We start from the raw sequence: 22,158 nt of genomic DNA, 5'->3' as shown, positions 1-22,158 counted from the left end.
TTTGGTTGACAGATCGATCGTGTCAACCTAAGTTGCTTATATGACCGAGTTGGTGGATCCCGAGGACCCGGCGGCCGGACTGGCCGCGGTGGTCGCGCTGCGCCGGCTGGCCGACCGGCTGGAGGACAGCCAGGTGGAGCAGGCGATGCGGGCCGGCTGGAGCTGGTCCGAGGTGGCCGAGGTGCTGGGGGTCACCCGGCAGGCCGTGCACAAGAAACACGCCCGGCGGCTCGTCGCCGCCGGCGTCGCCCTGAGGAGGCGTTGATGCCGACGGACGCAAAGGACATCCGTGCGCTGCTGGTGCGTGGCGCGCGGGACGAGGCACGCCGGGACGGATCCCGGACGGTCGAGGCCGAGCATGTGCTGCTCGCGCTGGCCGCTACCCGGACCACGTCCGCCGCGCGGATGCTGGCCGAGGCCGGCCTGACCGAGGACGCGATCCGGGCCGCGCTCGGGCGCGAGTGGGAGCACAGCCTCGCCGTTGCCGGGATCGCGGTCCGGATCGGGTTGTTGCCGATGGCAACACCAGAGCGTGGCCGCGATCCGCAGATGGGAGAGTCGACCAAGCTGTTGCTCAAGCGCGCGATGGACGCGCCGCCGAAGATCGGCGCCGGCCGGATCGGCCCGACCCGGATCCTGGTCGGCCTCCTCGACACCGACCGTGGCCGCGTCGCCCGCGCCCTGCAGGTCGCCGGCGTCGACCGCACCGCCCTGCGCGCCAAGGCCGCCGCGGCCCTGGCTCAGGGCGTCCACTAGATCGTTTCGAACGCCGCCATCATGGCCATGTCCTCGTGCTCGAGGTTGTGGCAGTGGATCAGGTACTTGCCTTTGTGCGCGCTGAACCTGACCAGCACGTCGACCACCTCGGCCGGCCGGATATCCACGGTGTCCTTCCAGCCCGCGTCGTACCCGCCGGGCTTGCCACCGCCGCGGCTGAGCACCTGGAACGGTGCGAGGTGGACGTGCACCGGATGATGGACATCGGTGACGAACGACCAGATCTCGAACTGATCCAGCTTCACCTGGGCCTGCATCACCGCCGGGTCGAACGCCTTCCCGTTGATCGTCCACCCCTGATGCCCGTTCGCGTTGCCGCGGTGGAACAGCCACTTCCGCCGGACGACACCGGCCGGCCCGGGGAGTACGGCGTACGACGAGAGCTTGGCCGGGATACTGCTGTCGTCGGTGGCCTTGCGGGCGACCTTGAAGCGAAGGACGTTCGCGTGGTTGTCGAGCTTGTTGACGAGTGTGACCTCGTCGCCCGGCTGGTACTGCGAGAAGTCCACGATCACGTCGAAGCGCTCGGCCGGGGCGATCACCAACGTCTTGTGCTCGACCGGTGCGTCCAGCAGTCCGCCATCGCTGCCGATCTGGACGAATGTCGCCGGGCCCTTGTCGAAGGCGAGTTCGTAGCGGCGGGCGTTGCTCGCATTGAGGAACCGCAGGCGATAGCGGACCGCGTCCACCTCGTGCACCGGCCACGGTGCGCCGTTCACCAGGGTGACGTCGGCGACAACCCCTTCCATGTATGACGTTTCGACGCCGGGACCGTCCTTCGCGGCCGGATACAGGAACGAGCCGTCCGCGGCGAACGCGCGGTCCGCGATGACCAAGGGGATCTCCCGATCGCCCGCCGGCAAAGGCAAACGATCCTCTTCGTCGTCGCGAATGATGTGTAGACCGAACAGACCCCGATAGACCTGTGGTGCGGTGTAGTCCATCGTGTGATCGTGGTACCAGAGCATCGCGGCCCGCTGCGTGTTCGGGTAGGTGTAGGTCCGGCTGCCCATCTTCATGTCACCGCCGGCCATCATGTGGTGTCCCGAGTGATCTCCATCGGCCGGCATCAGCAGATCCAACGGCCAGCCGTCACTCGACGCCGGGGTGTGACCACCGTGCAGGTGTACGACGGTCGACACGTCGAGCTCGTTGACCTGCTCGACGACCGTTGTCCGCCCACTCCGGACATCGAAGGTGGGTCCCGGCAGGAGGCCGTCGTACCCCATGACCTCGGTCTTGAGGCCGGGGAGGATCTCCAAGCTGGCCTTGCGTTGTACGACGCGGTAGTAGTCGGCACTGGTGTCGGTGCGGATCGGCTTCTTCACCGGTGGGATCGGGAGTGGCACCTTGAAGGGCTCGGGCAGTGGCGCCTTGCTGCGGAGCAGTTCACCGGCCTGCGCGGGCTTGGCCTCGCTGCCGCAGTTCGTCAGTGTCAGGGCGGCGCCGGTGCCTCCGGCAACGGCCAGGAACCCGCGGCGGGACATCTTCATCGCTTCGCCTCCCGGCGACTCAGGCGTGCAGTGGGACGGAAGGACCAGACGGTCATCCAGACGACGGTGATCACGATCGCCGTTCCGAGCGGGATATGGACGGCGAAGTTCCGTTGGTAGCCGAAGACGAGCTGGACGAACTCGGCGACGAACAGCACGGCGGTGAGGACGGTCGGCCAGCTCCGGCCGCCGCCGCCCAGCCAGTAGATCGCCGCGACGACGAACTGGATCAGCGCGACCAGCCACACCGACGAGCCGATCGGGCCGTGGATGTTCATCGCGTCGACATTGCCGGACAGGAAGTAGCCGGCCAGGATCGGCTGCGCGACGATGAGTGCGGCGTGGAGAACGAGCACGATCCGTAGGGACACCAGGCTCGCGCGCGGCCGGCGTACCGACTTCTCGACCTGTTCGGCGGTGTGCGTCGTCATACCGGCACCGCCACGCGCTGGCGAGTGGTCCAGGCGGCGAAGGCGACCGCGCCGGCGACCAGGGCGACGCCGAGCGGGATGTGGATCGCCAGTTGGCGGGTGTAGCCCATCGCGACCTGGAAGCCCTCGCCCAGCGTGATCAGCAGCGTCGCCGCCGGGGCGAGCAGCCGACCGCCGGACCGCCACCAGATCGTTGCTATGAGCAACTGGAGGAGCCCGGTGAAGGTGAGCGCCAGACCAGTCGGCTCGTGCATCCGCATCGCGGCGCCGGATCCGTTCAGGTAGATCCCGGCGAAGACAGGCTGCAGGCAGATCGCGACGGCATGGACGCCGGCGACCAGTCTGAGGGCGGTGAGGGACTTCATGTAGACAGACGATAGTAGCCTGGCTACATGTAGATCAATCAGGTATTCCCCGGACTGTCGTCCGGGGTTTGTCAGGTGAGGTGGCCGAGTGGCGCGACCTCGATCCCGGCGCGTTCGCAGACCCAGTGCGGATCGGGGCCGAGCTCGGGCTCGATCCGCAGCTCGTGGTCGTTGAGGTCGTCGCACGCCGTACAGCGCGGCCAGCGGACGCCGGAGTCGACCAGGCGGTCCTGGACGTCCTGCGCAACCAGCCCGGCGATGTGCTCCGCGCCGTCCGGCCACTGGTCCAGCCACCACTGCCGGCCGGCCACCGCGTCCTCGAGCAACGACACCATCACCGCGTCGTCGAATCCCCGCGCGGCCAGGTCGTGCAGGACCATGGCTCGGGCGGTCAGCAACACCCTTGGCTCACTCATCGCCCTTCAGAGTGCCAGACCGAACCGACAAAACCCCACGCCTCCCTCGCCGCCCACCCACCGGTCACTCCAGGGGAGATCCCCCGGAGTAGCCGGTTCTCCCACCGTATGAAGGCGGGAGAACCGGCACCGCGAGGGGTTATCCGCTCGCGTGGTCAGCCGGCGAGGGCCGGTCGGCGTGGGCCGGTCGGCGTGGGCCGGGGTCAGCCGGCCGGGGTCAGCCGGCGGTGGGGCAGGCGGGGTCGAGGCGGTCGGCGAGGCGGAGCTCGCGTTCGGCGGCGGAGCGCAGTACGGCGCTGAGCCGGGTGCGGGCCGCGAGAGTACGGCGCGGGGCCGGCTCGTGGTACGGCTGCTGGGGAGCGTTCGGGAGCGCCGACTGCGCGACTGCGCGAGCGTTCTCGACTGCGGTGTTACCGGCGATGAAGTACGTCATGGTTCTGCTCCCTCCCGAGAGCGTGGTGGGTCGGCCGGCGGCCGGTCTGGCCGTCGGAAGAAGTCGTGCGGTATCAACCCAGGAACCCGGACGGGGCCCAGGTGTGGTGTGGAATTGTCAGCGTCGAGGTGCCGGTCCGCTGCTCTTACGGACGACGAGCTCGGTCGGCATCAGGAGTTGTCGCTCGGTGGTGACCGGGTCCAGCAGCATCCGGCCGACCGCGCGGCCCTTGTCCTTGATCGGCTGGTGGACCGTGGTCAGTCCGGCCGGTCCCGCGGCCGGGATGTCGTCGAAGCCGGCCACGGTCAGATCCCGGCCTGGGGTCAGTCCGCGGACCTTCATCGCCTCCATCGCGCCGAGTGCCTGGACGTCGCTCAGGCCGACGATCGCGGTCGGCCGGTCCTGCGAGTCGAGCACCCACTCCGCGCCGGCGAGCCCGGAGCTGAACGCGTTGTGGCCGCCGGAGACGATCCGCAGCCGCGCGTCCGGCATCGTCTTCTGCAGGCCGCGAATCCGCAGCTCGCAGTCGGTGTAGCCGACCTCGTCCGGCGTCAGCTCCACCGGACGGCCCCCGGCCGCCTGGGCGTTGTCGACCAGTACGACGACGTCGCGGTGACCGAGCCGGGCCAGGTGCTCGCCCAGTTGCGCGGCCGCCTCCACCTCGTCGATGGCGACCCAGGACAGGTCCGGGTGGTCGCCGCGGTCGGTGGACACCGCCGCGATGCCACGGTTGGCGAGGATCTCGAGTGCCGGATGACCACCCGGCACACAGAAGATCGCCGCACCGTCGATGGAGGCCTGCTGGACGGCGTTGCTGCCGCCGGCGATGTCGGTCGAGCTGAGTGGCATCAGCAGCAGGCTGGTGCTGAATTCCTCCGCGACCTCGGCCAGGCCGGCCAGGAAGCCGACCGCGTACGGATCCGAGAAGGCGTAGGACAGCTTGTCGGTGAACAGGACCCCGATCGCACCGGCCTTGCCGCTGCGCAGAGCCCGGGCGGATGCGTCCGGACCGGAGTACCCGAGCTCGTGGGCGGTGCTCAGGATCCGCTCGCGGAGCGCGGCGGACAGCTGGTCGGGCTTGTTGTAGGCGTTGGAGACGGTCGACGGCGACACTCCCACGGCCTTCGCCACGGTTTTCAGGGTGACCCCAGCCATCGTCCGACTCCTCTCTGCATCGTTCTACTAAATCGTTCTAGAAAAACGATACAGAAGACCCCGGGGGAGTGCAACACCTATTTCCGATGACAGTGGTCGGGGGGTGTACCGAGGGACGGGTAGTGGTCGGCGTCGGGCGGGACGTTCACGCGGGGGAGCGGTGGGCGGGTGCGGTGACCGGCAGCTACTACCCGTTCGTCGGTACGGCTCCCCCTGCAGTCGGTCCGGGCGCTGGTGTCGTGGGTCCAGATGATGGCCCGGCACCGTGTCTTCGCCAGCCCGCTCCCGCTGTGCGGGATGATGGCCCGCATGGGGTCTCTGCTGGAGGTGATTGCGCTGCATCCCGCCGATGCGGAGGCGGCGCAGGAGGGTGGGGCGGACCGGCTGGAGCTGTGTGCGTCGATGGAGGCGGACGGGTTGTCGCCGTCGGTGTCGACGGTCAGTGCGATCCGGCGGTCGACCGACCTGCCGTTGCGGGTGATGCTGCGGCTGTCGGATTCGTTCACACTCAGCGGCGCCGAGCAGAACAGGCTGACCGCGATGGCGCAGTCCTACCTCTCGGCCGGCGCGGACGGCTTCGTCCTGGGGTTCCTGACACCCGACAACCAGGTGGATGTCGAGTCGGTGGCCGCCTTGGCCAGCACCTTCGCCGGTACGCCGTGGACGTTCCATCGTGCGATCGACGCCGTACTGGAGCAGGGGCCGGCGTGGCGAGCACTCCGCTCGCTGGCCGGGCTGGACTGCGTGCTGACGGCCGGGTCGTCGATCGGTGTCGCACATGGGCTGGACGATCTGTGCAAACTGGCCAAGGAGGACGCCGCGATCGCTGGCGTGATGATGGCGGGCGGTGGACTCCAGCCGGAGCATGTGCCGTGGCTGTACCAGAGCGGCGTACGGCGTTTCCATGTCGGCTCGTCGGTCCGTCAGGACGGATCGTGGACCAAGGCGTACGTGAACTCCCGCTTCGTGCGTTCCTGGCGCAACCTGCTCGACGCCCAGGACGCGCGCGAATGATCCTCATCGATCCACCGGCCTGGCCGGCGTGGAACCGTCTCTGGTCCCACCTCGTCAGCGACGAGTCCTACGAGGAGCTCCACGCCTTCGCGAAGGCCGCCGGCATCCCCGCCCGCGGCTTCGACCGGGACCATTACGACGTACCGAGCGAGCGGTACGACGACCTGGTCGCTGCCGGTGCGGTCCCGGTGTCCAGTCGGGAAGTGGTTCGTCGATTGATTGCTTCCGGTTTGCGTCACCGGAAAAGACAACGGCCCCCAACCGAGTGAGGTTGAGGGCCGTTGGGTCAGTCGAGCAGCTCCGTGACTGTGCCCGCGGCGACGGTGTGGCCGCCTTCGCGGACGGCGAAGCCGAGGCCGACGGTCATGGCGACCGGCTTCTCCAGTTCCACGCCGAGCTCGATGGTGTCGCCCGGCATGACCAGGGTGATCTCACCCAGGTCGATGCCACCGGAGACATCCGTCGTACGGAAGTAGAACTGCGGGCGGTAGTCCGCGGCGAAGGGGGTGTGCCGGCCACCCTCGGCCGTGGACAGTGCGTGCAGGGTCGCCCGGAACTTCCGGTGCGGGTGCACACTGCCCGGCAACGCCACCACCTGGCCGCGACGGACCTCGTCGCGCTTCACGCCACGCAGCAGCACTGCCGCGTTGTCGCCCGCCTCCGCGGACGCCAGCGTCTTGCCGAACGTCTCCATCCCGATCGCCGTACTGGTGACAGTCGGGCCGAGCCCGACCACCTCGACCGCGTCGCCGAGCTTCAGCGAACCGCGCTCGACCGCACCGGTGACCACTGTGCCGCGGCCGCTGATGGTGAGCACGTTCTCGATCGGCATCAGGAACGGCTCGCCCAGCACGCGGTCCGGCACCGGTACGTAGGAGTCGACCGCGTCCAGCAGCTCACCGATCGCGGCGGTCCACTGCGGGTCACCTTCCAGCGCCCGCAGTCCGGAGACGCGGACGACCGGTACGTCGTCGCCCGGGAAGCCGTACTCCGACAGGAGTTCACGGACCTCCAGCTCGACCAGGTCGAGCAGCTCGGGGTCGTCGACGGTGTCCGCCTTGTTCAGCGCGACCACCAGGTACGGCACGCCCACCCGGCGCGCGAGCAGCACGTGCTCCCGCGTCTGCGGCATGGCGCCGTCCTGTGCGGAGACGACCAGGATCGCGGCGTCCACCTGCGCGGCGCCGGTGATCATGTTCTTCACGTAGTCGGCGTGCCCGGGCATGTCGACGTGCGCGTAGTGCCGGGTCGCGGTCTCGTACTCGACGTGCGAGATGTTGATGGTGATCCCGCGCTGGACCTCCTCGGGCGCCCGGTCGATGCCGTCGAACGCCACGAAGTGGTTGACGCTCGGGTCGCGGTCGGCGAGCACCTTGGTGATCGCGGCCGTCAGGGTGGTCTTGCCGTGGTCGACGTGACCCATCGTCCCGATGTTGAGGTGCGGCTTGGTCCGCACGAACTGGCTCTTGGCCATGAAGATTTCCCTTTGCTGTCAGAAGATTCGATGCGAGCCAGGACCCTCCGGGCTGCCTTCCGCAGCGCTGTCACCGCGCGGAGGGGGCCGGTGAGCGACCACCCTCCTCCGCGGGTCCTGCTCAGCAGGAGGAGGGTCGGATTCGCGCGCCGGTGAAGGTTGCTGAATCAGCTGACGCCCACGTGGGAGCGCCCGTCAGGCCGGTGCCTGACAGGTCGGACTCGAAAACCACGCGGGACATGCGGATCACGGTAGGTAGGAACGCTGCCGACGGCAACAGAAATTCCCGCGCCGCGCCGGAGCGGGAGGCGAGGTCAGTTGAGGGCGAAGAGCCTGCTGCCGTCGGAGAAGATGGGGCGGGCGCCGGCGACGGTGACGGCCGGCTTGTTGCAGGTGACCTCTTCGGTCTGGGCGACCGGCTTCGCGGTGGTGCCGGCCAGGATCGGACGGGGCTGGACGCCGGTGGCGCCGATCATCACCGGTGAGCAGCTTCCGTTCGGCTGCGGCATCAGCGTGACGACCCGCCCGTCCGGCAGCAGTCCGAACCCGTCCCGCGGGTACTCCGGCTGCTGCAGCTTCGGCGGCACCTCCAGCAGGTGGTGCCACTGCGGTGTGCCGTCTGCGGGGCTCGACGCGGAGACGTCGTACGTCTGCGGCTGTCCGACGTCGCTGGCGTTCCGGCAGGTGATCAGGACGAGAGATGCATGGGTGGCGGCGAGCTGTGCGTCGCACGACGCGGATCCGAGTCGAGGCCGCGGTGTGCCCGGCACCGGGGTCGTCCAGATGATGCGGCCCTCGCCGACATCGACAGACCACTGGAAGAGCGTTCCGCCCGCGGCACCGGTCCAGATCAGTCCGGAGACCTCCCGGGTGTCAGGTACGGCGACCAGGTCGCCGACCCAGGTGGACGGCTCCAGCTCGGCACTCAGGTCGAACCTGCTCCCCAGATCGACATCCCAGCGCTGGTCACCGGTCTTGACGTCCAGACCGCGTACGACGGCACTGTTGCCACCGCACGCATCGACGACGACCGCCTGGTCGCCGATCAGCTCGCCCTGTGTCACGTTGCAGCGCAGTTGCGTGCGCCAGTGCGTCGGACTGCTCACGCCGTGCGCCACGACGTAGTTGTCCTCCGCCACCAGCAACTGGTCTTGGTCGACGGCCAGGGCGGTCCCGTCGGTGTGGACCTCGGTCAGCACCTTTCCGCTCACCGCATCGAGTACTGCGTACGTCGGCAGGTCGATGCCCGCCGGATCGCGATAGTCCGCGGACGGGAGGTGCGCGGCGATGGTCCGGCCGTCGGCGGAGACCAGGAGGCCCTTGGAGCCACTGGACGCGGCGTCCTGGACGTCGGAGCGCGAGTACCGCCAGCGGATCTGGCCGGTGGTCGCGTCGGACATGACCACGCCATCGGAGCGCAATTCGGCCACGCCGCCCGCCGTACCAGCGATAGCGCCCGTGGCGGGCACTTCGCGGCTCCAGGCGAGCGTCCCGTCGAGCTGCACCGGCATCTGGTTGGGGGCGATGGTGGTCGTCGTACTCACCGTGTTGGCGGTCTCCAGCCGGGCCTGTACGAACGGCTCACCGGCCGACACCACGATCCAGGCCAGCAGCGCTGCGCACACCACAGTGGCGCCGAGACCCAGCGTCCGCGGCGGAGCCTGCGCGTACGGCGGTGCGAGCCGCAGCCGTCTCGCCAGCGACAAGAGCGCACCAGCCAGCACCAAGGCGACGGACGCGAGCATCAGGTACGGCCAGCGCTCGGACATGGCCGCACCGGGCTGTGCGGCCGGCCAGCTCCACCAGCAGATGCCGACAGCGACCACTCCGACCACTGCGAACACCAGTGCAGGGATGCTCAACAGCCGCGGTTGGGTTCGGCGGAACCATGCGCAGGCCAGTCCGGCCGACAGCGCCGTACCAGCGATCGGCGTCCAGACCGGGAAGCCGCTGACGTCGTCCGGGCCGGCGGGCCACTTGGCGGCCGCGCCGAGGCCGCGGCCGAGCAGGACCGAGGACGCGATGACCACACCGAGCGCCGCACCGAAGTAGATGACCGGGATCAGCCCGCCGATCGGCCGGGCGGCCTTAGGGCCTAAGGTGCCGACCTCCCGGGCGATGTTGTCGCGGGCTGCTCGCTCCCAATGGTCATGACCTCGGGTGGTCGCGTACAGCCGGGTCCCGGCCAGGCTCTGCAGGAACGAGATCCGGCCGCGGGCGAAGTCCCGGTCGGCGATGTGCCCGTACTCCTGCCGGATGCCGGCGGAGTACTCGTCGTACCGCTGCGGTACCGCGCTCAGGATGCGCAGATCGGCGTCGCACAGGACGGCGCCGTTGCGGTCGTCCGGCTCGCAGTCGTGCTTGGCGGTCAGGCGGACCAGCCGGCCGATCTCCTCGACCCGCCCGGCCTCGACGCCGTACGCCGCCAGCTCGAGCTCGGCCAGCTGGGCCGAGACCTCCTCGTTCTCGCCGGGGTCGGCCTGAGGGTCGTAGATCGCGTCGTGGAACCACGCCGCCAGCCGGACCGTGTCCGCGTCGTCGGCGGCGTCGGCCAGCTCGTCGATGGTCTCCAGGACCTCGGTCAGGTGCCGCTGGTCGTGATAGTGCCGCTGTTGCTCTGCGTAGCGAGCCAGCAGGTCTTCGCCCAACGGCTGCGCGTGCGGCAGCAGGCGATTCCACTGGTCGCGCAAGTCCATGGCTGGGAGTCTCGCACTCCCCGGGAGCCTGTACCGACCGATCCGGGGCTCCCGGATAGGGTCGTGGCCAAAGCGATATCGGCTCGTCACCTAGCCGCTTCGATGGGTGCACCAGGCACCGAATTCCAGCGGTGAAATTGCGGTGCAGGTCACAGTTCCGGCGCGAGGAGAAGTGCATGCGGTTCGGGTTGGTCGGCACCGGTTCCTGGGCTCGGCGGACGCACGGACCGGGGTTGAACGCCGCCGCCGGCGTGGAACTGGTAGGCGTGTGGGGGCGACACGCCGACAAAACCGGGGCGCTCGCGGGAGAGCTGGGTGTCGCGCCGTACGGCGACTACGCGGAGTTACTGGAGTCGGTGGATGCGGTCGCGTTCGCCGTACCGCCGAAGGTGCAGGCGTCGATGGCCCTGGAGGCCGCCGCCGTCGGCAAGCATCTGCTGCTGGACAAGCCGGTCGCGGACTCGCTCGACGACGCCCGGGCGCTGGCCGACGAGGCCGCGGACGAGGGCATCGCGTCGGTGGTGTTCTTCACCAGCCGGTTCCAGCAGCCGCTGCGGTCGTTCTTCGCCGAGATCCAGGCGCGGGGAGGCTGGAAAGGCGGCTGGACCCGCATGCTCGCCGCCCTCGACGAACCGGGCAAGCCGCTCGTCGACTCACCCTGGCGACGCGAGCGGCGTGGTGCCATCTGGGACGTCGGCCCGCACGCCCTGGCCAACCTGACCGCGATGCTCGGCCCGATCGTCGAGCTGGCTGCCGTCGGCGGTGCCGGCGGCCTGGTCCACCTCGTCCTCACCCACGAGTCCGGAGCCACCAGCACCGCCAGCATCTCGCTTTCGGCTCCGCCAATGGGCAGCAACTTCGAGACCGGCGTCTGGGGAGAGACCGGTACGGCGCTCCTGCCGGCTGCCGAGACGTCCGCGATCGAGGCGCTGCAACTTGCTGCCGAGGAGTTGGTCGCCGCGGCCGAGTCGGGCGAGTCGCACCCCGTCGACGTCGCCTTCGGCACGCGCATCGTCGAGCTCCTCGCCACTGCCGAGCTGCAGCTCGCCTGACGTCCGGAGCGCCGTACACCTCGATCCGCTTGCGCGGCGTTGAACATGTGTTTAGTCTATTGAACATGCGTTCAGAAGACCTCACCGCGCAGGCCAGGATCCGCAATGCGGCGGTCGAGCTGTTCGCCCGGGACGGCTTCGAGAAGACCAACCTGCGGGCGATCGCGGCGGCCGCGGGCGTCAGTGCCGGCCTGGTCATTCACCACTTCGGCAGCAAGGACGGGTTGCGGGCGGCCTGCGACGAGTTCGTGCTCCAGGTGCTGACCCGCCGGGCCCGGGCGGCCGGGACACCGGATCTGCTGGGCGAGTACCTGGCGGATCCGGACGGCTATCGGCGGCAGGTGCAGTACATGACGCGGGCGATGGCGGAGGACTCGCCGGCCGCGCAGACCTTCGTCGACCGCATCGTCGGCGAGTCGGAGGCGGTGCACCGGGCCGGGGTGGACGCCGGCCGCATGCGCGAGTCATCGGATCCGCGGGCGCTCGCAGTGCTGAACGTGCTGCTCAGCCTGGCCACGTTGACGATGCCGCCGGCCCTCGCGCGAGCGCTCGGCCAGGAGGAGTTCGGGCCGGACGTGCTGCGCCGGCTGGCGGTGCCGACGCTCGAGCTCTACACGTACGGCCTCTACACCGACGACACCGCGCTGCGGACAGCAGCCGCGGCAGATGAGGAGATGAGCCAATCATGACGATCACGCTCCCGGTCTTCGACCAGCTGGAGGACAGTCTCTGGCTGACGTTGTGCGGCCGGGCGCTGGACAACCGGCGCGAAGACCCGTTGCTGCGTGACGAGCTGGCGGACCAGATCGTCCGTACGGTCGATTACGATTACGGCAAGCTCAAGATCAGCCCGAGCAGCGTGATCTACATCGCGCACCGGGCGCTGAAGCTGGACGAGATCGCCCGCGACTTCGTCACCCGTCATCCGGACGCGATCGGGCTCGACCTCGGTGCCGGGCTGGACTCGCGCGCGACGCGGATCGACGTACCACCGACGGTGGACTGGTACGACATCGACTTCCCCGACGTGATCACCGCGCGGCAGCAGCTGGTCCCGGCGCGCCCGCACGTGCACAACCACGCGGCTGATCTCGCCGAGCCCGGTTGGCTGGACCGGATCCCCACGGACCGGCCGGCCGTCATCGTCGCGGACGGGCTGCTCGCGTTCTTCCCGCTGGCGGAGTGGAGCGCGATCCTGAACCGGATCATCGAGCATTTCCCGAGCGGCGAGATCGCCTTCAACGGATACTCGACCTTCGCCGTCAAGGCCGCGAAGGTGTATCCCGGCGCGAAGGCGGTGCGGGCGATCATGCGCTCGGAGGGTTTCGACGATCCGCACACCCCGGAGAGCTGGAACCCGAAGCTTCGGCTGGTGCGGGAGATCCTGCTGACCCGGGAGCCCGAGGTCGAGCGGTTCCCGGCCGGACTGCGGTGGGCCAACCGGCTGTCGGCCCGGAGTGAGTCGTTGTCCCGGCGCGGGAACGTCGTCCTGCACTATCGCTTCTGAATCAGCCGCTGCTGGATCAGCGCAGTGCGATGACGGTGTCGGTGCCAGAGGTGAGGACGAGGTTGCCGATGGCGCGAGGGTCGCGGCCGCAGGAGATGCCGGTGGGGAGCGGGACCTGGCGGAAGCCGGTGCTGCCGATCACGTTGGCGACGCAGCCGGTCGTGCCGCGGCCGAGCGAGATCACGCGGGCGTCGGCGGTGACGGTCACCTTCATGCGCGGACTGACCGGTGCGGTCGTCTGCCAGGCGGTCAGACCGGTGTTGGCGTCGATGGCCGTGACCACGGTCTTGCGGTTCTCCAAGGTGCTGGGGCCTGGGCAGTCCACGACGACCAGGTACTTGCCGGCCGCGTTGAGCAGCGTCCGGCACGCCCAGGTCCGCGGCACCGGCCAGCGCCAGCGGACGTCACCTGTCCGCGGATCGATGGCAGCGAGGGCGACAGGCACGTCGGAATCGCCGCCAGGCTCGGCCACGACCACCAGGCCGGCCACAACGACGGGTCGGCGGTAGGCGTCGGCGGAGGCCTTGGTCCACAGCCTCTTCCCGGACTTCAGATCCAGTGCGGTCATCTCGTCGGGCTCGTCGTTGCAGCTGTGCCCCACGAACGCGACGACGGTCTCAGCGGTCGCGACCGCGCCCAGATCCGTGCAGCCGCCCGGCTCGAACGTCCACCGCTCGTGTCCATCCGAGTCGACGCCGTGCAGTTTGCTGGAGCCGCCCGGCGCCGGCTCGCCGGTCAGTAGTGGTTGCGCCTGCTGGATGAGGCGGTCGCGGGTGTGGCCGGGCCACGCGGCCTTGCGGTGACCGGTCTTCGCGTCGAGCAGCAGGTAGCCGACGTCGGCGAACTCTGCCAGCACGTAGTCACCGTCGCCGGTCGCCACGATGTTCGGCTGCTCGTCGGAATCGGACCGGCTGTAGCGCCAGCGCAGTACGCCGGTCGCGGCGTCGAGCATCTCGATCACGCCGCTCTGCCGGGGGACGGCGATGCCGTACCTGGTGCCGATCGCCTGCTCGGCCCCGGAGCCCGGCAGTGACTTGCTGACCCAGGCGACCGTGCCGTCGAGGACGGACGGGGACGCCTTGCCTGCCTCGTTCGGTGTGCCTTCCACTCGCTCGTTGGAGCTCAGCACGTAGTTGCGGGCCACGGGCTGGATGATCAACAGCAGGATGAGTGCCACCGTGGCCGGCACTGCCAGCCAGGCGAGTTGCTGACCGGGGTTGCGGGCGGGGAGGAAGCGGGCAGTTCTCGTGCGCAATAGCGAGGCGACCAGTGCTGCGGAGCCGGCCAGCAGGAGCAGGAGCAGGGCAGCGATGAGCAGCGGAACGCGCAGGCCCACGCCGACGGCTGGGTTGATCCTCGGGACCCGGGCCCAGGCGACGAGCAGTCCGGTGACAGCAATCGCGACCACCGCACCTGCGATGAGTCGAGAGCGTTGGCTGGCACTGCGGGCGCAGCGGAACAGCAGCGGTGCGCTGAAGAACGCGACGACGGCCAGCACGACGGGAGGCCAGCCGGCCTCGTTCTGGGCGGTCGGGACCTGCCATGAGGCGCCGGATGCGGCGATGGAGACCACGGCGGCGGCGATCGCGCTGAAGGTGGCCGTGGCGGTCAGGGCGGCTTGTTGCCAACCACGCCAGGGTGCTGGGAGCTGGCTGTCCAGCCCGGCGAGCTCTGACTCGAGGTTGACCCGGGCGACCGGGCCGAGTCGTTGGCGGGCCAGTTGGGTGCGATAGAGGTGGCCGTCGAGCAGTTCGCGGACCTCGTCGTACCGCTGCTCGAGTGCGGCCTTGCGGTCGCCCGCGTCCCGCCGTACCTCGGCGGTGTGGACGGCGTACCGGCTGGGGTCGGCGGAGAGAATCGCGTTGACGGCATCGAGGAGTACGTCGCCGTTCGCGTCGCGCCGGGGTGGTGCGTAGGAGTCGGGTGGGGGTGCGGCGAGCTCGCCGGTGAGGCGGATCAGGCGGGCGACTTCCGCGATCCGGATCGGTGGTACGCCGTACTGCGGGAGGAGCTGCTGGGCCAGCCGGGCGGATGCCTCGGCGTCCTCGGCCGGTGTGCCGCCCGGCTCATGGACCGCCCGGTGGAACCAGGCCGCGAGCCGGACCGACGTCGGGTCGGTGGACAGCTGGATCAGTGAGTCCAGCGCCGTCAGCACGATCTCCAGGTACTGGTCGCGGTAGGCCCGGCGCGTCCGTTCGACGTACCTCGCCACCAGTTCATCCGCGAGCGAGGCGGAGCCGGGCACCAGCTCGCCCCACCGCCCACGCAGCTCGACCACTGCCCCAGTTTGCCAGTCCGACCCCTACAACGAACGCTCGATCACCCGACCGGCAGCTTGCGGTTGCGGTGCGAGGCTCGCACAGGGCTACTGGCGGGCGGCGAGGACGCCGGAGAGGAGGCCGGGGTAGAGGGACTCGAGGTCGGTGCGGCGGAGCTTGCTGATCCGCCGGGTGCCTTCGGTGTGGGTGGACAGGACGCCGGCCTCGCGGAGGATGCGGAGGTGGTGCGCCCGGGTCGAGGCGGTGACGGGGAGGTCGATCTCGCCGCAGGCGATGCCCTGGGGCACGTCGGCGAGGGCGCGGACGATCTGCAGTCGGACCGGCTCGCCGAGGGCCTGAAGCACCGTCTCGACGCGGATGGCATCGCGCTCAGGCTGCGGGAGTTCCTTACTACTCATATGTCCATGATACGACGCACGTCGAAGTTCGATGATCTTCGTAGTACGATGACGGTCGAACTACTGAACCTCGTCCGGAAGGTCTCCGATGTCCGCACGGATCTACCTGCTCGGCGCCGGCGCGTTCGCGGTCGGCACCAGCGCGTACGTCGTGTCCGGCGTACTGCCCGACGTCAGCTCCGAGCTCCACGTCTCACTGACCGCCGCGGGCCAGCTCGCCACCGCGTTCTCCCTGTCGTACGCCGTCGGCGCGCCGATCCTGTCCACACTGACCGGCCGGTGGGAGCGTCGTACCCTCCTCATCGCCGCACTCGTTCTGGCCGCGCTGGGCAACCTCATCGCCGCGGTCGCCACCGACTACCCAGTGCTGATCGTCGGTCGCGTGGTGGCCGCCTTCGGTGCCGCCGTCTACACCCCCGCCGCCACCCTCTTCGCGACAGGACTGCTGCCACCCGAGGAACGCGGCAGGGCCGTTGCCATCGTGTTCGGCGGTCTGACCTTCGCTCTGGTGCTCGGTGTGCCCGCCGGCAGCCTGCTCGGTCCGACGCTCGGCTACAAGGGTGTCTTCGCCCTGATCACGGTCATCGCCGTACTGGTCGCCATCGTCGAGCGGGCCGCGCTTCCGAGGGTGGACGCGCCTCCTGTGGTCAGTCTGCGCGAGCGGTTCGCCGGTGTGACCGATCGGCGGGTGCAGATCGTTCTGGCGATGACCGTCCTCGGAGTGCTCGGCGCCTTCAGCGTCTACATCTACATCGTGCCGCTGCTGAAGCACTCCGCCGGTTTGACCGGCAGTGTCACCGGCATCCTGCTTCTCGTGTACGGCGTGGGCGCCGTGGTCGGGAACCTGGTCGGAGGACGCGCCACGGACCGATTCGGCAGCCTGCGCACGCTCCTGGTCCTGCTGACCGGCCTCACTGCCGTCGTCGGCACACTGGACCTCACGATGACCACCGAGGTCGGCGCGGCTGCGGCCTTGTTCATCTGGGGCATGTTCACGTGGGCCTTCAACCCGCCGATCCAGAACCTCCTGCTGGAGCTCGGCGGTGGCCTGCTGATCTCGCTCAACGCGTCCGCGATCTACCTGGGCGCAGGACTGTCCGCTGTGGTGGGCGGTCTGGTCATCCAAGCAGTCGGTGTGAGCTACCTGCCGCTGCTGTCCGCCGTGCTCTCGCTGGCGGTGCTCGGCCTGCTGTTCGCGCTCTGGCGCGACTCGGCTCTCCAGCGAGTCGAGGAGCTGGAGCGCGAAGAGGACATCTATCTCACAGCTGCAGCCGACTGATCACTGAGTGGTACCCCGACTAGGGCAGGCTAGCGCCCATGTGTCTGCTCGCCGGGGTCCTCTTCGTGTCGACCGTGCTCGCACCGACGGCGGCCGTGCCCGGTCCGGATCCGGCGTCCGTTGTCGGTGGCTGGAAGACCTCGTCGGTGTACGTCGACCCGTCGCAGCGCTCCCTGGTCCCCGACAAGGACGCCGCCGAGTTGGCCGGGCGGGTGCGCGATCAGGATCCGGCCATCCGGATCGCAGTGGTCCCGGTGGCGGCCTTGAACGGGAGTGGTGACAACAGCGCCGCCGCCCGTGCGTACGTCGACAAGCTGGTGGACCTGCAGCGGGCCGATGGCATCTATCTGGTCGTGTTCGGCGGGGCGATGACCTGGGGGAGCGCGGTCGGGGTCGACACCCCGATCGCCGGCATTCTGACCGACGAGCTGGACAAGCACAGCCGCTCCGACCCGGTCGGCACGCTCAACGGAGTGCTGGACCAACTCGACGTACCCAAAGCTTCGAGCGGCCCGCCTGGCTGGCTGTGGCCGGCTCTGATCGTGCTCATTCTCCTGGTCGCCGGCGGCCTGGCCCTGCGCTGGTGGAACTCGCGGCCCGGTAAGGACGAAGGCCCTGCGCTCTACCGACCGTCGTACGCCGTCCTGCCGGATGAGGCCGACAGTCTGTCGGAGCGGAGGGCGCTGGCGCGCGAGGACGTGACGCGGTTCGGCGAGGAACTGGATACCGCGGACGTGCGTCTGGACGGCGTGAACACTGCGGCGGACGTGCAGGCGGCGATGGATGCGTACGCCGACGCCGGCCGCGTGGTCGACGGCGAGCCCGATGACGACAAGCTGCGCGAGGTCCGGACCACCGTCGAGTACGGGCGCTGGCGGCTCGCCTGCGCCCAGGCACTCGTCGCGGGAACGCCCAAGCCGGCACGACGGGCGGCCTGCTTCTTCGACCCCGCTCACGGCACGTCCGTGACGGACTGGATGTACATGCCAACCGGCGGGCGGCCCCGGGAAGTCCCGGTCTGTGGTGCCTGTCGCGACCGGCTCTCGGGAGGAACACGATGAAACGACTGCTCGGTGCGCTCGCACTGGTCGCGGCCTCGATGCTGCCGGGGGTACCGGCGCACGCGGCCACCGACCCCGACGTCTACCTGAACGCCGTGGCCGGCAACCTCGGCGACCCTGGTGTCTGGGTCGACCCGGACGTCAAGAAGCTGACACCGGCCGAGGTCGCGGAGCTGGACGCCGCGGCGAAGAGTGCCGCGGCGCCGATCCGGATCGCGGTGATCCCCGCGGCCAAGATCAACACCTCGGACAGCGACTACTTCGTGAACCTCGCCTGGGAGGGCGAGGAGATCGCGGACCAGCTCTACGACCGCGTCGGAGTCGAGGGTGTGTACGCCGTACTGGTCGATGCGGACTCGGAGTCCGACGGACGTGGTTTCCATGCCGTCCAGCGAGCCGACCACGGGCCGACGTACCACGTGGGCGACGCGGTGGACCAGGCGGTCGACTGCTGTGCGCCGGACTACCAGGACATGCTGGTCAGGTTCATCCAACGAGCGCAGCAGGTCGACAAGCCGTTCTACGTCGACGCAGCGCCGTACGCCGGTGGTGTCGCCGGACTGATCGGGCTCTTGTTCGGCGTGACCGCGCTGGACGCTCGCCGGGGACGCCGGAAGGACGAGAAGGAGCACCTGGAGGTCACGCGGCCGCTGCTGAACGAGGAGATCATCGCGCTGTCGCAGCAGGTCTCAGCGCTGCCGACGACGTCCGACCCGCAGCAGTCCAAGCTCTCCAAGGACGTGCTCGACACAGTCGAGAAGGCCCGGCACAGGCTCGACGCGGCCAAGAGTGACGCGGACGTCGAGGCGGTGACGTCGCTGCTGGGGTCAGCCCGCTACGGGCTGGTCTGCCTGGACGCCGTACGCGCCGGGAAGCCGATCCCCGAGCCGACGGCACCCTGCTTCTTCGACCCGCGCCACGGGCCCAGCACGGACACCGTCGAGTGGCAGCCGGAGCAGGGGAGCGTCCGCGAGGTCAGCGTGTGTGCGGCCTGCAAGCAGCGGGCGGAGGCCGGGGAGGAACCGCAGGTCCGGATGGTCGAGGAGTGGAGCGACCACCTGCGGCCGTACTGGATGGTCGGCGAGGGCATGTCCGCGTACATCGACGGCTACTGGTCGCAGGGCGACGGCCGGCGCTGGTGGTTCCCCGACGACGATGCGCGCCGGACTGGCGAGCGGATGCGGGCGCGGTGGCGCTCCCGGCGCCTCGGTGCGCGGTTCAGCCGGTGGGGCTCTGACGTCGGGTCCTCTATGAGCAGCTGGTCGGCGTCCTCCGGCAGCGGCTCGGACGGCGGCAGCGGCTGGTCCAGTGGCTCCCGCCGTCGCAGCTCCTGGTCTTCCCGCACCCGCTCGAGCGGCGGAGGTTCGTCGCGGCGCTCGTCGAGACGATCAGGCGGCTCGCGTGGGTTCTAGTACGTCAGGCAGGTCTTTGCTGTGCAGGACGGCCAGCGAGGTGACCGCACGGGTGAGGCAGACGTAGAGCCGGCGGAGGCCGGTCCGCTCGTCGGCCTCACCGGCCACGATGCCGGCCGGCTCCACCAGGACGACGTGGTCGAACTCGAGGCCCTTCGCCAGTGAGGCGGGTACGACGTCCAGGTGCGCGTCGACGTCGTCCTCGTCACCCAGCACGGAGAAGGCGATTCCCTTGTCCTGCAAGGCCTGCCGGGTCGCCGGAACCAAGGCATCCGGGACGATCAGACCGATCGAGCCGAGCCGCGCCGACACCTCGTCGACGGTCGTCACCGCGGCGGCCAGGCTGTCCGGCACCCGGTCGATGATCAGCTCACCGCGCGCCCGTCGTACGGCGGTCGGCGGGGTGAGGTGTGGTGCGATCAGGGGGAGCAGGCGGGCGGCGTACTCGATCACCTGGCCGGGGACGCGGAAGCCCGCGGTCAGCTCCTCGGTGTGGGCGCCGGTCTTGCCCAGGTGCTTCAATGCCTCGTCCCACGACGGTGTGGCCCACGGAGTGGTGCCCTGGGCGATGTCGCCGAGCACTGTCATCGAGCCGGTCGAGCACCGCCGACCGACTGCGCGCAGCTGCATCGCGGACAGATCCTGTGCCTCGTCCAGCACCACGTGACCCAATGACGGCGTCCGGTCGACCAGATCGGCGATCTCGTCGATCAGAGTGGCATCGGCGACCGACCACTTGGCGGCTCCGGCCGACCGCGGCACCTTGTCCCAGATCAGGAGCGCCTGCTCTTCAGCAGTGAGGAGCCCGTCGGCGTGCTCGGCCAGCAGTCCCGGGTCGGTGAAGAGGCGGAAGAGCAGCTTCGCCGGATCCACAGCGGGCCAGAGTGCTTCGGCGTACTGCTTGACCGGGCGGCTCCGGGCCACCGAGTCCTGCACCCGGTCGTCCGGTGAGTCACCGGCCGCCTCCATCCGCAGCAGGACGGCGTGCGCCAATCGCTGCGGCAACATCGACCGGCCGGCGCCGTACCGGACTCCACGCGTCTCAAGCTCGGCGACCAGCTCCTCGGCCTGGTACGTCGGGACCCGCCACCGGTGTGATCCCCGCGGCACCACCAGCGCTTCCGTCGGCATCCGCACCTGCGACCACACAGCCCGATGCAGTACGCCGGCCATCCGCGCATCGCCCTTGAGTACGTCGACCGCCGCCGGACCCGGCCCCGCCACCCGCACCCGGGCGACCAGCTCCTCGACCGTGGTCTGCTTCGCCTCGATCTCACCCAACGCGGGCAGCACGTCGCCGATGTAGCGCAGGAAGCTCGCGTTCGGCCCGACCACGAGCACTCCGGCCCGGCTGAGCTGGTCGCGATACGCATAGAGCAGGTACGCCGCGCGGTGCAGACCGACCGCGGTCTTCCCGGTCCCGGGGGCGCCTTGGACGCAGATGGTGTCGTCGACCCCGGCCCGGACGATCACGTCCTGCTCGGGCTGGATGGTCGCCACGATGTCGCGCATGGGGCCGGAACGCGGTCGCTCGATCTCCGCATCGAGGATGTCGCTGTGTTCGTCGGCCGGCGCGCTCGAGGTGAGGTCCTCGTCCTCGAAGGCGGTCATCTCGCCATGCGTGAAGCCGAAGCGGCGGCGTACTCCCACGCCCATCGGCTCGGTCCGGCTGGCCCGGTAGAACGGCACGGAGATGTCCGCGCGCCAGTCCACCACCAGCGGCTCGCCCTGGTCGTCGTTCACGTGCCGGCGGCCGATGTGGAACGTCTCGTCGGTGGGCTCGAGGTAGTCCAGCCGGCCGAAGAACAGCGGCACGTCCGGGTCGTCCTCGAGCTCCTTCATCCGCCGCCAGATCGCGGCCTGCAGGTACTCCTGGTTGACCCGGTCGGCGCTGTGGACCTCCAGCGCGCCGGTCTTGTCCCGCATCACCGCCAGCGCGGCTCGCGAGCTCTTCAGGTAGTCCTTCTCGGCCTGGAGGATGTCGGTCGTATCGGGGGGCATGCGGGACCTCCGGCGGGAGTCAGGGGGAGCCTCGCCACGTTACTTGAGCACCTGCCGCGGGGAAACCGAATTACGCGTCCGCGGCCGGTCGTCGTGCAGGCCGGGGCGGAGCAGCAACGGCAGGCTGACGCCCAGCAGGAGCAGTACGACGATGCCGTCCAGCCAGTAGTGGTTCGCCGTCACCACGACCACGGTGAACGTGATGATCGGGTGCAGCAGCCACAGCCAGCGCCACTTGGACCGGGTGATCAGGATCATCGACAGGGCGATCAGCGACGCCCACCCGACGTGCAGGCTGGGCATGGCCGCGAACTGGTTCACCGGGCCGCCGGAGTGCTCCGCGCCGTAGACCGACTGGCCGAACCGCAGCCCGGTGTCGACGAACCCGGGCATCATCCGCGGCGGTGCCAGCGGGAACGCGATGTGCCCGACCAGTGCCAGCCCGGTCACCGACACCATCGTCCACCGGACGTGTGGGTAGGCCTTCGGCCGCCAGATGCTCAGCCAGAGCAGTACGGCGGCGGTCAGTGGAGCATGCACGCTGGCGTAGTAGAGGTTCGCTCCCTCGACCAGGTGCGGGAACTTCAATGCCGCGTGCTGGACCGAGGCCTCGTTCGGCAGGTGCAGCCAGCTCTGGAAGGACAGCACCTCATGGGCGTTGCTGAACGCGGACCCGGTATGTCGCGCGGCGATCTGCCGGCCCGCACTGTAGACGAGGAAGAGGGTGGCCAACAGGACCGCCTCCCTGACCACCCGCCAGAAGACCTGCGCCCCGCGCTGTCCCTGCTCTTCCCCACCCTGCCCCACCCGCTCCAGCGCCTCTATCCCCATACTCCTCGACGGTACCTGCCGTACCCCGAGGATTTGTCCAGGCGCAACCCTGGCGTTGCCCTGGGCAACCCCTGGCCGCGCTCA

At 69.6% G+C, this 22,158-nt stretch carries 22 protein-coding genes; 10 read left to right on the top strand and 12 right to left on the bottom strand.

The genetic code is table 11. The features are described from left to right. Window positions 1–40: 40 nt before the first annotated feature. Both OG558_RS05045 and OG558_RS05040 read left to right on the top strand, forming a co-directional pair. A complete protein-coding gene (locus tag OG558_RS05045; RefSeq protein ID WP_327637732.1) occupies window positions 41–265 on the top strand; it encodes a hypothetical protein in 225 nt (74 codons plus the stop codon). Next, window positions 265–756 carry a Clp protease N-terminal domain-containing protein gene (locus OG558_RS05040; RefSeq protein ID WP_405069171.1) on the top strand — a complete coding sequence of 164 codons (492 nt, stop codon included), beginning with the start codon at window positions 265–267 and terminating at the stop codon, window positions 754–756. The genes OG558_RS05045 and OG558_RS05040 overlap by 1 nt, the downstream gene beginning before the upstream one ends. On the opposite strand, the gene OG558_RS05035 is transcribed toward OG558_RS05040, so the two are convergent. From OG558_RS05035 to OG558_RS05010, 6 genes are all read right to left on the bottom strand, one after another. After that, window positions 753–2,270: a multicopper oxidase domain-containing protein gene (locus OG558_RS05035; protein ID WP_405069170.1), complete on the bottom strand. Its 1,518-nt coding sequence runs from the start codon at window positions 2,268–2,270 to the stop codon at window positions 753–755. The two genes, OG558_RS05040 and OG558_RS05035, sit on opposite strands and share 4 nt — an antisense overlap. Then, on the bottom strand, window positions 2,267–2,701 hold the full coding sequence (locus OG558_RS05030; protein WP_405069169.1) for a hypothetical protein: 435 nt from the start codon (window positions 2,699–2,701) through the stop codon (window positions 2,267–2,269). Before OG558_RS05030 ends, OG558_RS05035 begins: the two co-directional genes overlap by 4 nt. Beyond that, window positions 2,698–3,066: a hypothetical protein gene (locus OG558_RS05025; protein WP_405069168.1), complete on the bottom strand. Its 369-nt coding sequence runs from the start codon at window positions 3,064–3,066 to the stop codon at window positions 2,698–2,700. Before OG558_RS05025 ends, OG558_RS05030 begins: the two co-directional genes overlap by 4 nt. 71 nt (window positions 3,067–3,137) lie before the next feature. Next, window positions 3,138–3,482 carry a hypothetical protein gene (locus tag OG558_RS05020; protein ID WP_329481972.1) on the bottom strand — a complete coding sequence of 115 codons (345 nt, stop codon included), beginning with the start codon at window positions 3,480–3,482 and terminating at the stop codon, window positions 3,138–3,140. Between the two features lie 217 nt (window positions 3,483–3,699). Next, on the bottom strand, window positions 3,700–3,915 hold the full coding sequence (locus OG558_RS05015; RefSeq protein ID WP_329481971.1) for a hypothetical protein: 216 nt from the start codon (window positions 3,913–3,915) through the stop codon (window positions 3,700–3,702). 117 nt (window positions 3,916–4,032) lie between these two features. Continuing rightward, window positions 4,033–5,070, bottom strand: a complete 1,038-nt coding sequence (locus OG558_RS05010) for a LacI family DNA-binding transcriptional regulator (protein WP_329481970.1) — start codon at window positions 5,068–5,070, stop codon at window positions 4,033–4,035. Between the two features lie 309 nt (window positions 5,071–5,379). Here OG558_RS05010 and OG558_RS05005 point away from each other — a divergent pair, with 309 nt between their 5' ends. After that, window positions 5,380–6,084 (top strand): copper homeostasis protein CutC, encoded by a 705-nt coding sequence (locus OG558_RS05005; RefSeq protein WP_329481969.1) that lies wholly within the window; start codon window positions 5,380–5,382, stop codon window positions 6,082–6,084. Next, entirely contained in the window at window positions 6,081–6,353 is a 273-nt protein-coding gene (locus tag OG558_RS05000; RefSeq protein ID WP_405069167.1) for a DUF4031 domain-containing protein, read from the top strand. The genes OG558_RS05005 and OG558_RS05000 overlap by 4 nt, the downstream gene beginning before the upstream one ends. A gap of 17 nt (window positions 6,354–6,370) precedes the next feature. Here the strand turns inward: OG558_RS05000 and tuf are convergent, their stop codons facing one another. Together tuf and OG558_RS04990 are read right to left on the bottom strand one after the other, a co-directional pair. Continuing rightward, a complete protein-coding gene (tuf, locus tag OG558_RS04995) occupies window positions 6,371–7,558 on the bottom strand; it encodes an elongation factor Tu (protein WP_405069166.1) in 1,188 nt (395 codons plus the stop codon). A gap of 314 nt (window positions 7,559–7,872) precedes the next feature. Continuing rightward, a complete protein-coding gene (locus OG558_RS04990; RefSeq protein WP_405069165.1) occupies window positions 7,873–10,254 on the bottom strand; it encodes a hypothetical protein in 2,382 nt (793 codons plus the stop codon). A gap of 176 nt (window positions 10,255–10,430) precedes the next feature. Here OG558_RS04990 and OG558_RS04985 point away from each other — a divergent pair, with 176 nt between their 5' ends. From OG558_RS04985 to OG558_RS04975, 3 genes are all read left to right on the top strand, one after another. Beyond that, entirely contained in the window at window positions 10,431–11,306 is an 876-nt protein-coding gene (locus OG558_RS04985; protein WP_405069164.1) for a Gfo/Idh/MocA family protein, read from the top strand. A 65-nt stretch (window positions 11,307–11,371) separates the two neighbouring features. Then, a complete protein-coding gene (locus OG558_RS04980; protein ID WP_405069163.1) occupies window positions 11,372–11,995 on the top strand; it encodes a TetR family transcriptional regulator in 624 nt (207 codons plus the stop codon). Then, a complete protein-coding gene (locus OG558_RS04975; RefSeq protein ID WP_405069162.1) occupies window positions 11,992–12,813 on the top strand; it encodes a class I SAM-dependent methyltransferase in 822 nt (273 codons plus the stop codon). The genes OG558_RS04980 and OG558_RS04975 overlap by 4 nt, the downstream gene beginning before the upstream one ends. A 16-nt stretch (window positions 12,814–12,829) precedes the next feature. Here OG558_RS04975 and OG558_RS04970 read toward each other — a convergent pair whose 3' ends face one another. Together OG558_RS04970 and OG558_RS04965 are read right to left on the bottom strand one after the other, a co-directional pair. Beyond that, the gene (locus OG558_RS04970; RefSeq protein WP_405069161.1) at window positions 12,830–15,091 is read right to left on the bottom strand and encodes a PQQ-binding-like beta-propeller repeat protein; all 2,262 of its coding nucleotides are present in this window, start codon (window positions 15,089–15,091) and stop codon (window positions 12,830–12,832) included. A gap of 87 nt (window positions 15,092–15,178) precedes the next feature. Continuing rightward, window positions 15,179–15,490: an ArsR/SmtB family transcription factor gene (locus OG558_RS04965; RefSeq protein WP_405069160.1), complete on the bottom strand. Its 312-nt coding sequence runs from the start codon at window positions 15,488–15,490 to the stop codon at window positions 15,179–15,181. Window positions 15,491–15,578: 88 nt separating this feature from the next. On the opposite strand from OG558_RS04965, the gene OG558_RS04960 reads away from it, so the two are divergent. From OG558_RS04960 to OG558_RS04950, 3 genes are read left to right on the top strand one after another with little or no spacing between them, the layout of a single operon-like run. Beyond that, complete coding sequence (locus OG558_RS04960; protein WP_405069159.1) at window positions 15,579–16,769, top strand: MFS transporter; 1,191 nt, start codon at window positions 15,579–15,581, stop codon at window positions 16,767–16,769. 38 nt (window positions 16,770–16,807) lie between these two features. Then, window positions 16,808–17,830 carry a hypothetical protein gene (locus OG558_RS04955; RefSeq protein ID WP_405069158.1) on the top strand — a complete coding sequence of 341 codons (1,023 nt, stop codon included), beginning with the start codon at window positions 16,808–16,810 and terminating at the stop codon, window positions 17,828–17,830. Then, on the top strand, window positions 17,827–19,242 hold the full coding sequence (locus OG558_RS04950; protein WP_405069157.1) for a hypothetical protein: 1,416 nt from the start codon (window positions 17,827–17,829) through the stop codon (window positions 19,240–19,242). The genes OG558_RS04955 and OG558_RS04950 overlap by 4 nt, the downstream gene beginning before the upstream one ends. Here the strand turns inward: OG558_RS04950 and OG558_RS04945 are convergent. After that, window positions 19,219–21,243 carry a HelD family protein gene (locus tag OG558_RS04945; RefSeq protein ID WP_405069156.1) on the bottom strand — a complete coding sequence of 675 codons (2,025 nt, stop codon included), beginning with the start codon at window positions 21,241–21,243 and terminating at the stop codon, window positions 19,219–19,221. The two genes, OG558_RS04950 and OG558_RS04945, sit on opposite strands and share 24 nt — an antisense overlap. A 39-nt stretch (window positions 21,244–21,282) precedes the next feature. Continuing rightward, window positions 21,283–22,074, bottom strand: a complete 792-nt coding sequence (locus tag OG558_RS04940) for a phosphatase PAP2 family protein (protein WP_329481956.1) — start codon at window positions 22,072–22,074, stop codon at window positions 21,283–21,285. Between the last annotated feature and the right edge of the window lie 84 nt (window positions 22,075–22,158).

Origin of the sequence: Kribbella sp. NBC_01510, assembly GCF_045040325.1 — a bacterium.
In the GTDB taxonomy this organism is placed as follows: Bacteria; Actinomycetota; Actinomycetes; order Propionibacteriales; family Kribbellaceae; genus Kribbella.
Note: the sequence above shows the minus strand (reverse complement) of the source record. Positions and strands in the feature narration are given on the sequence as shown.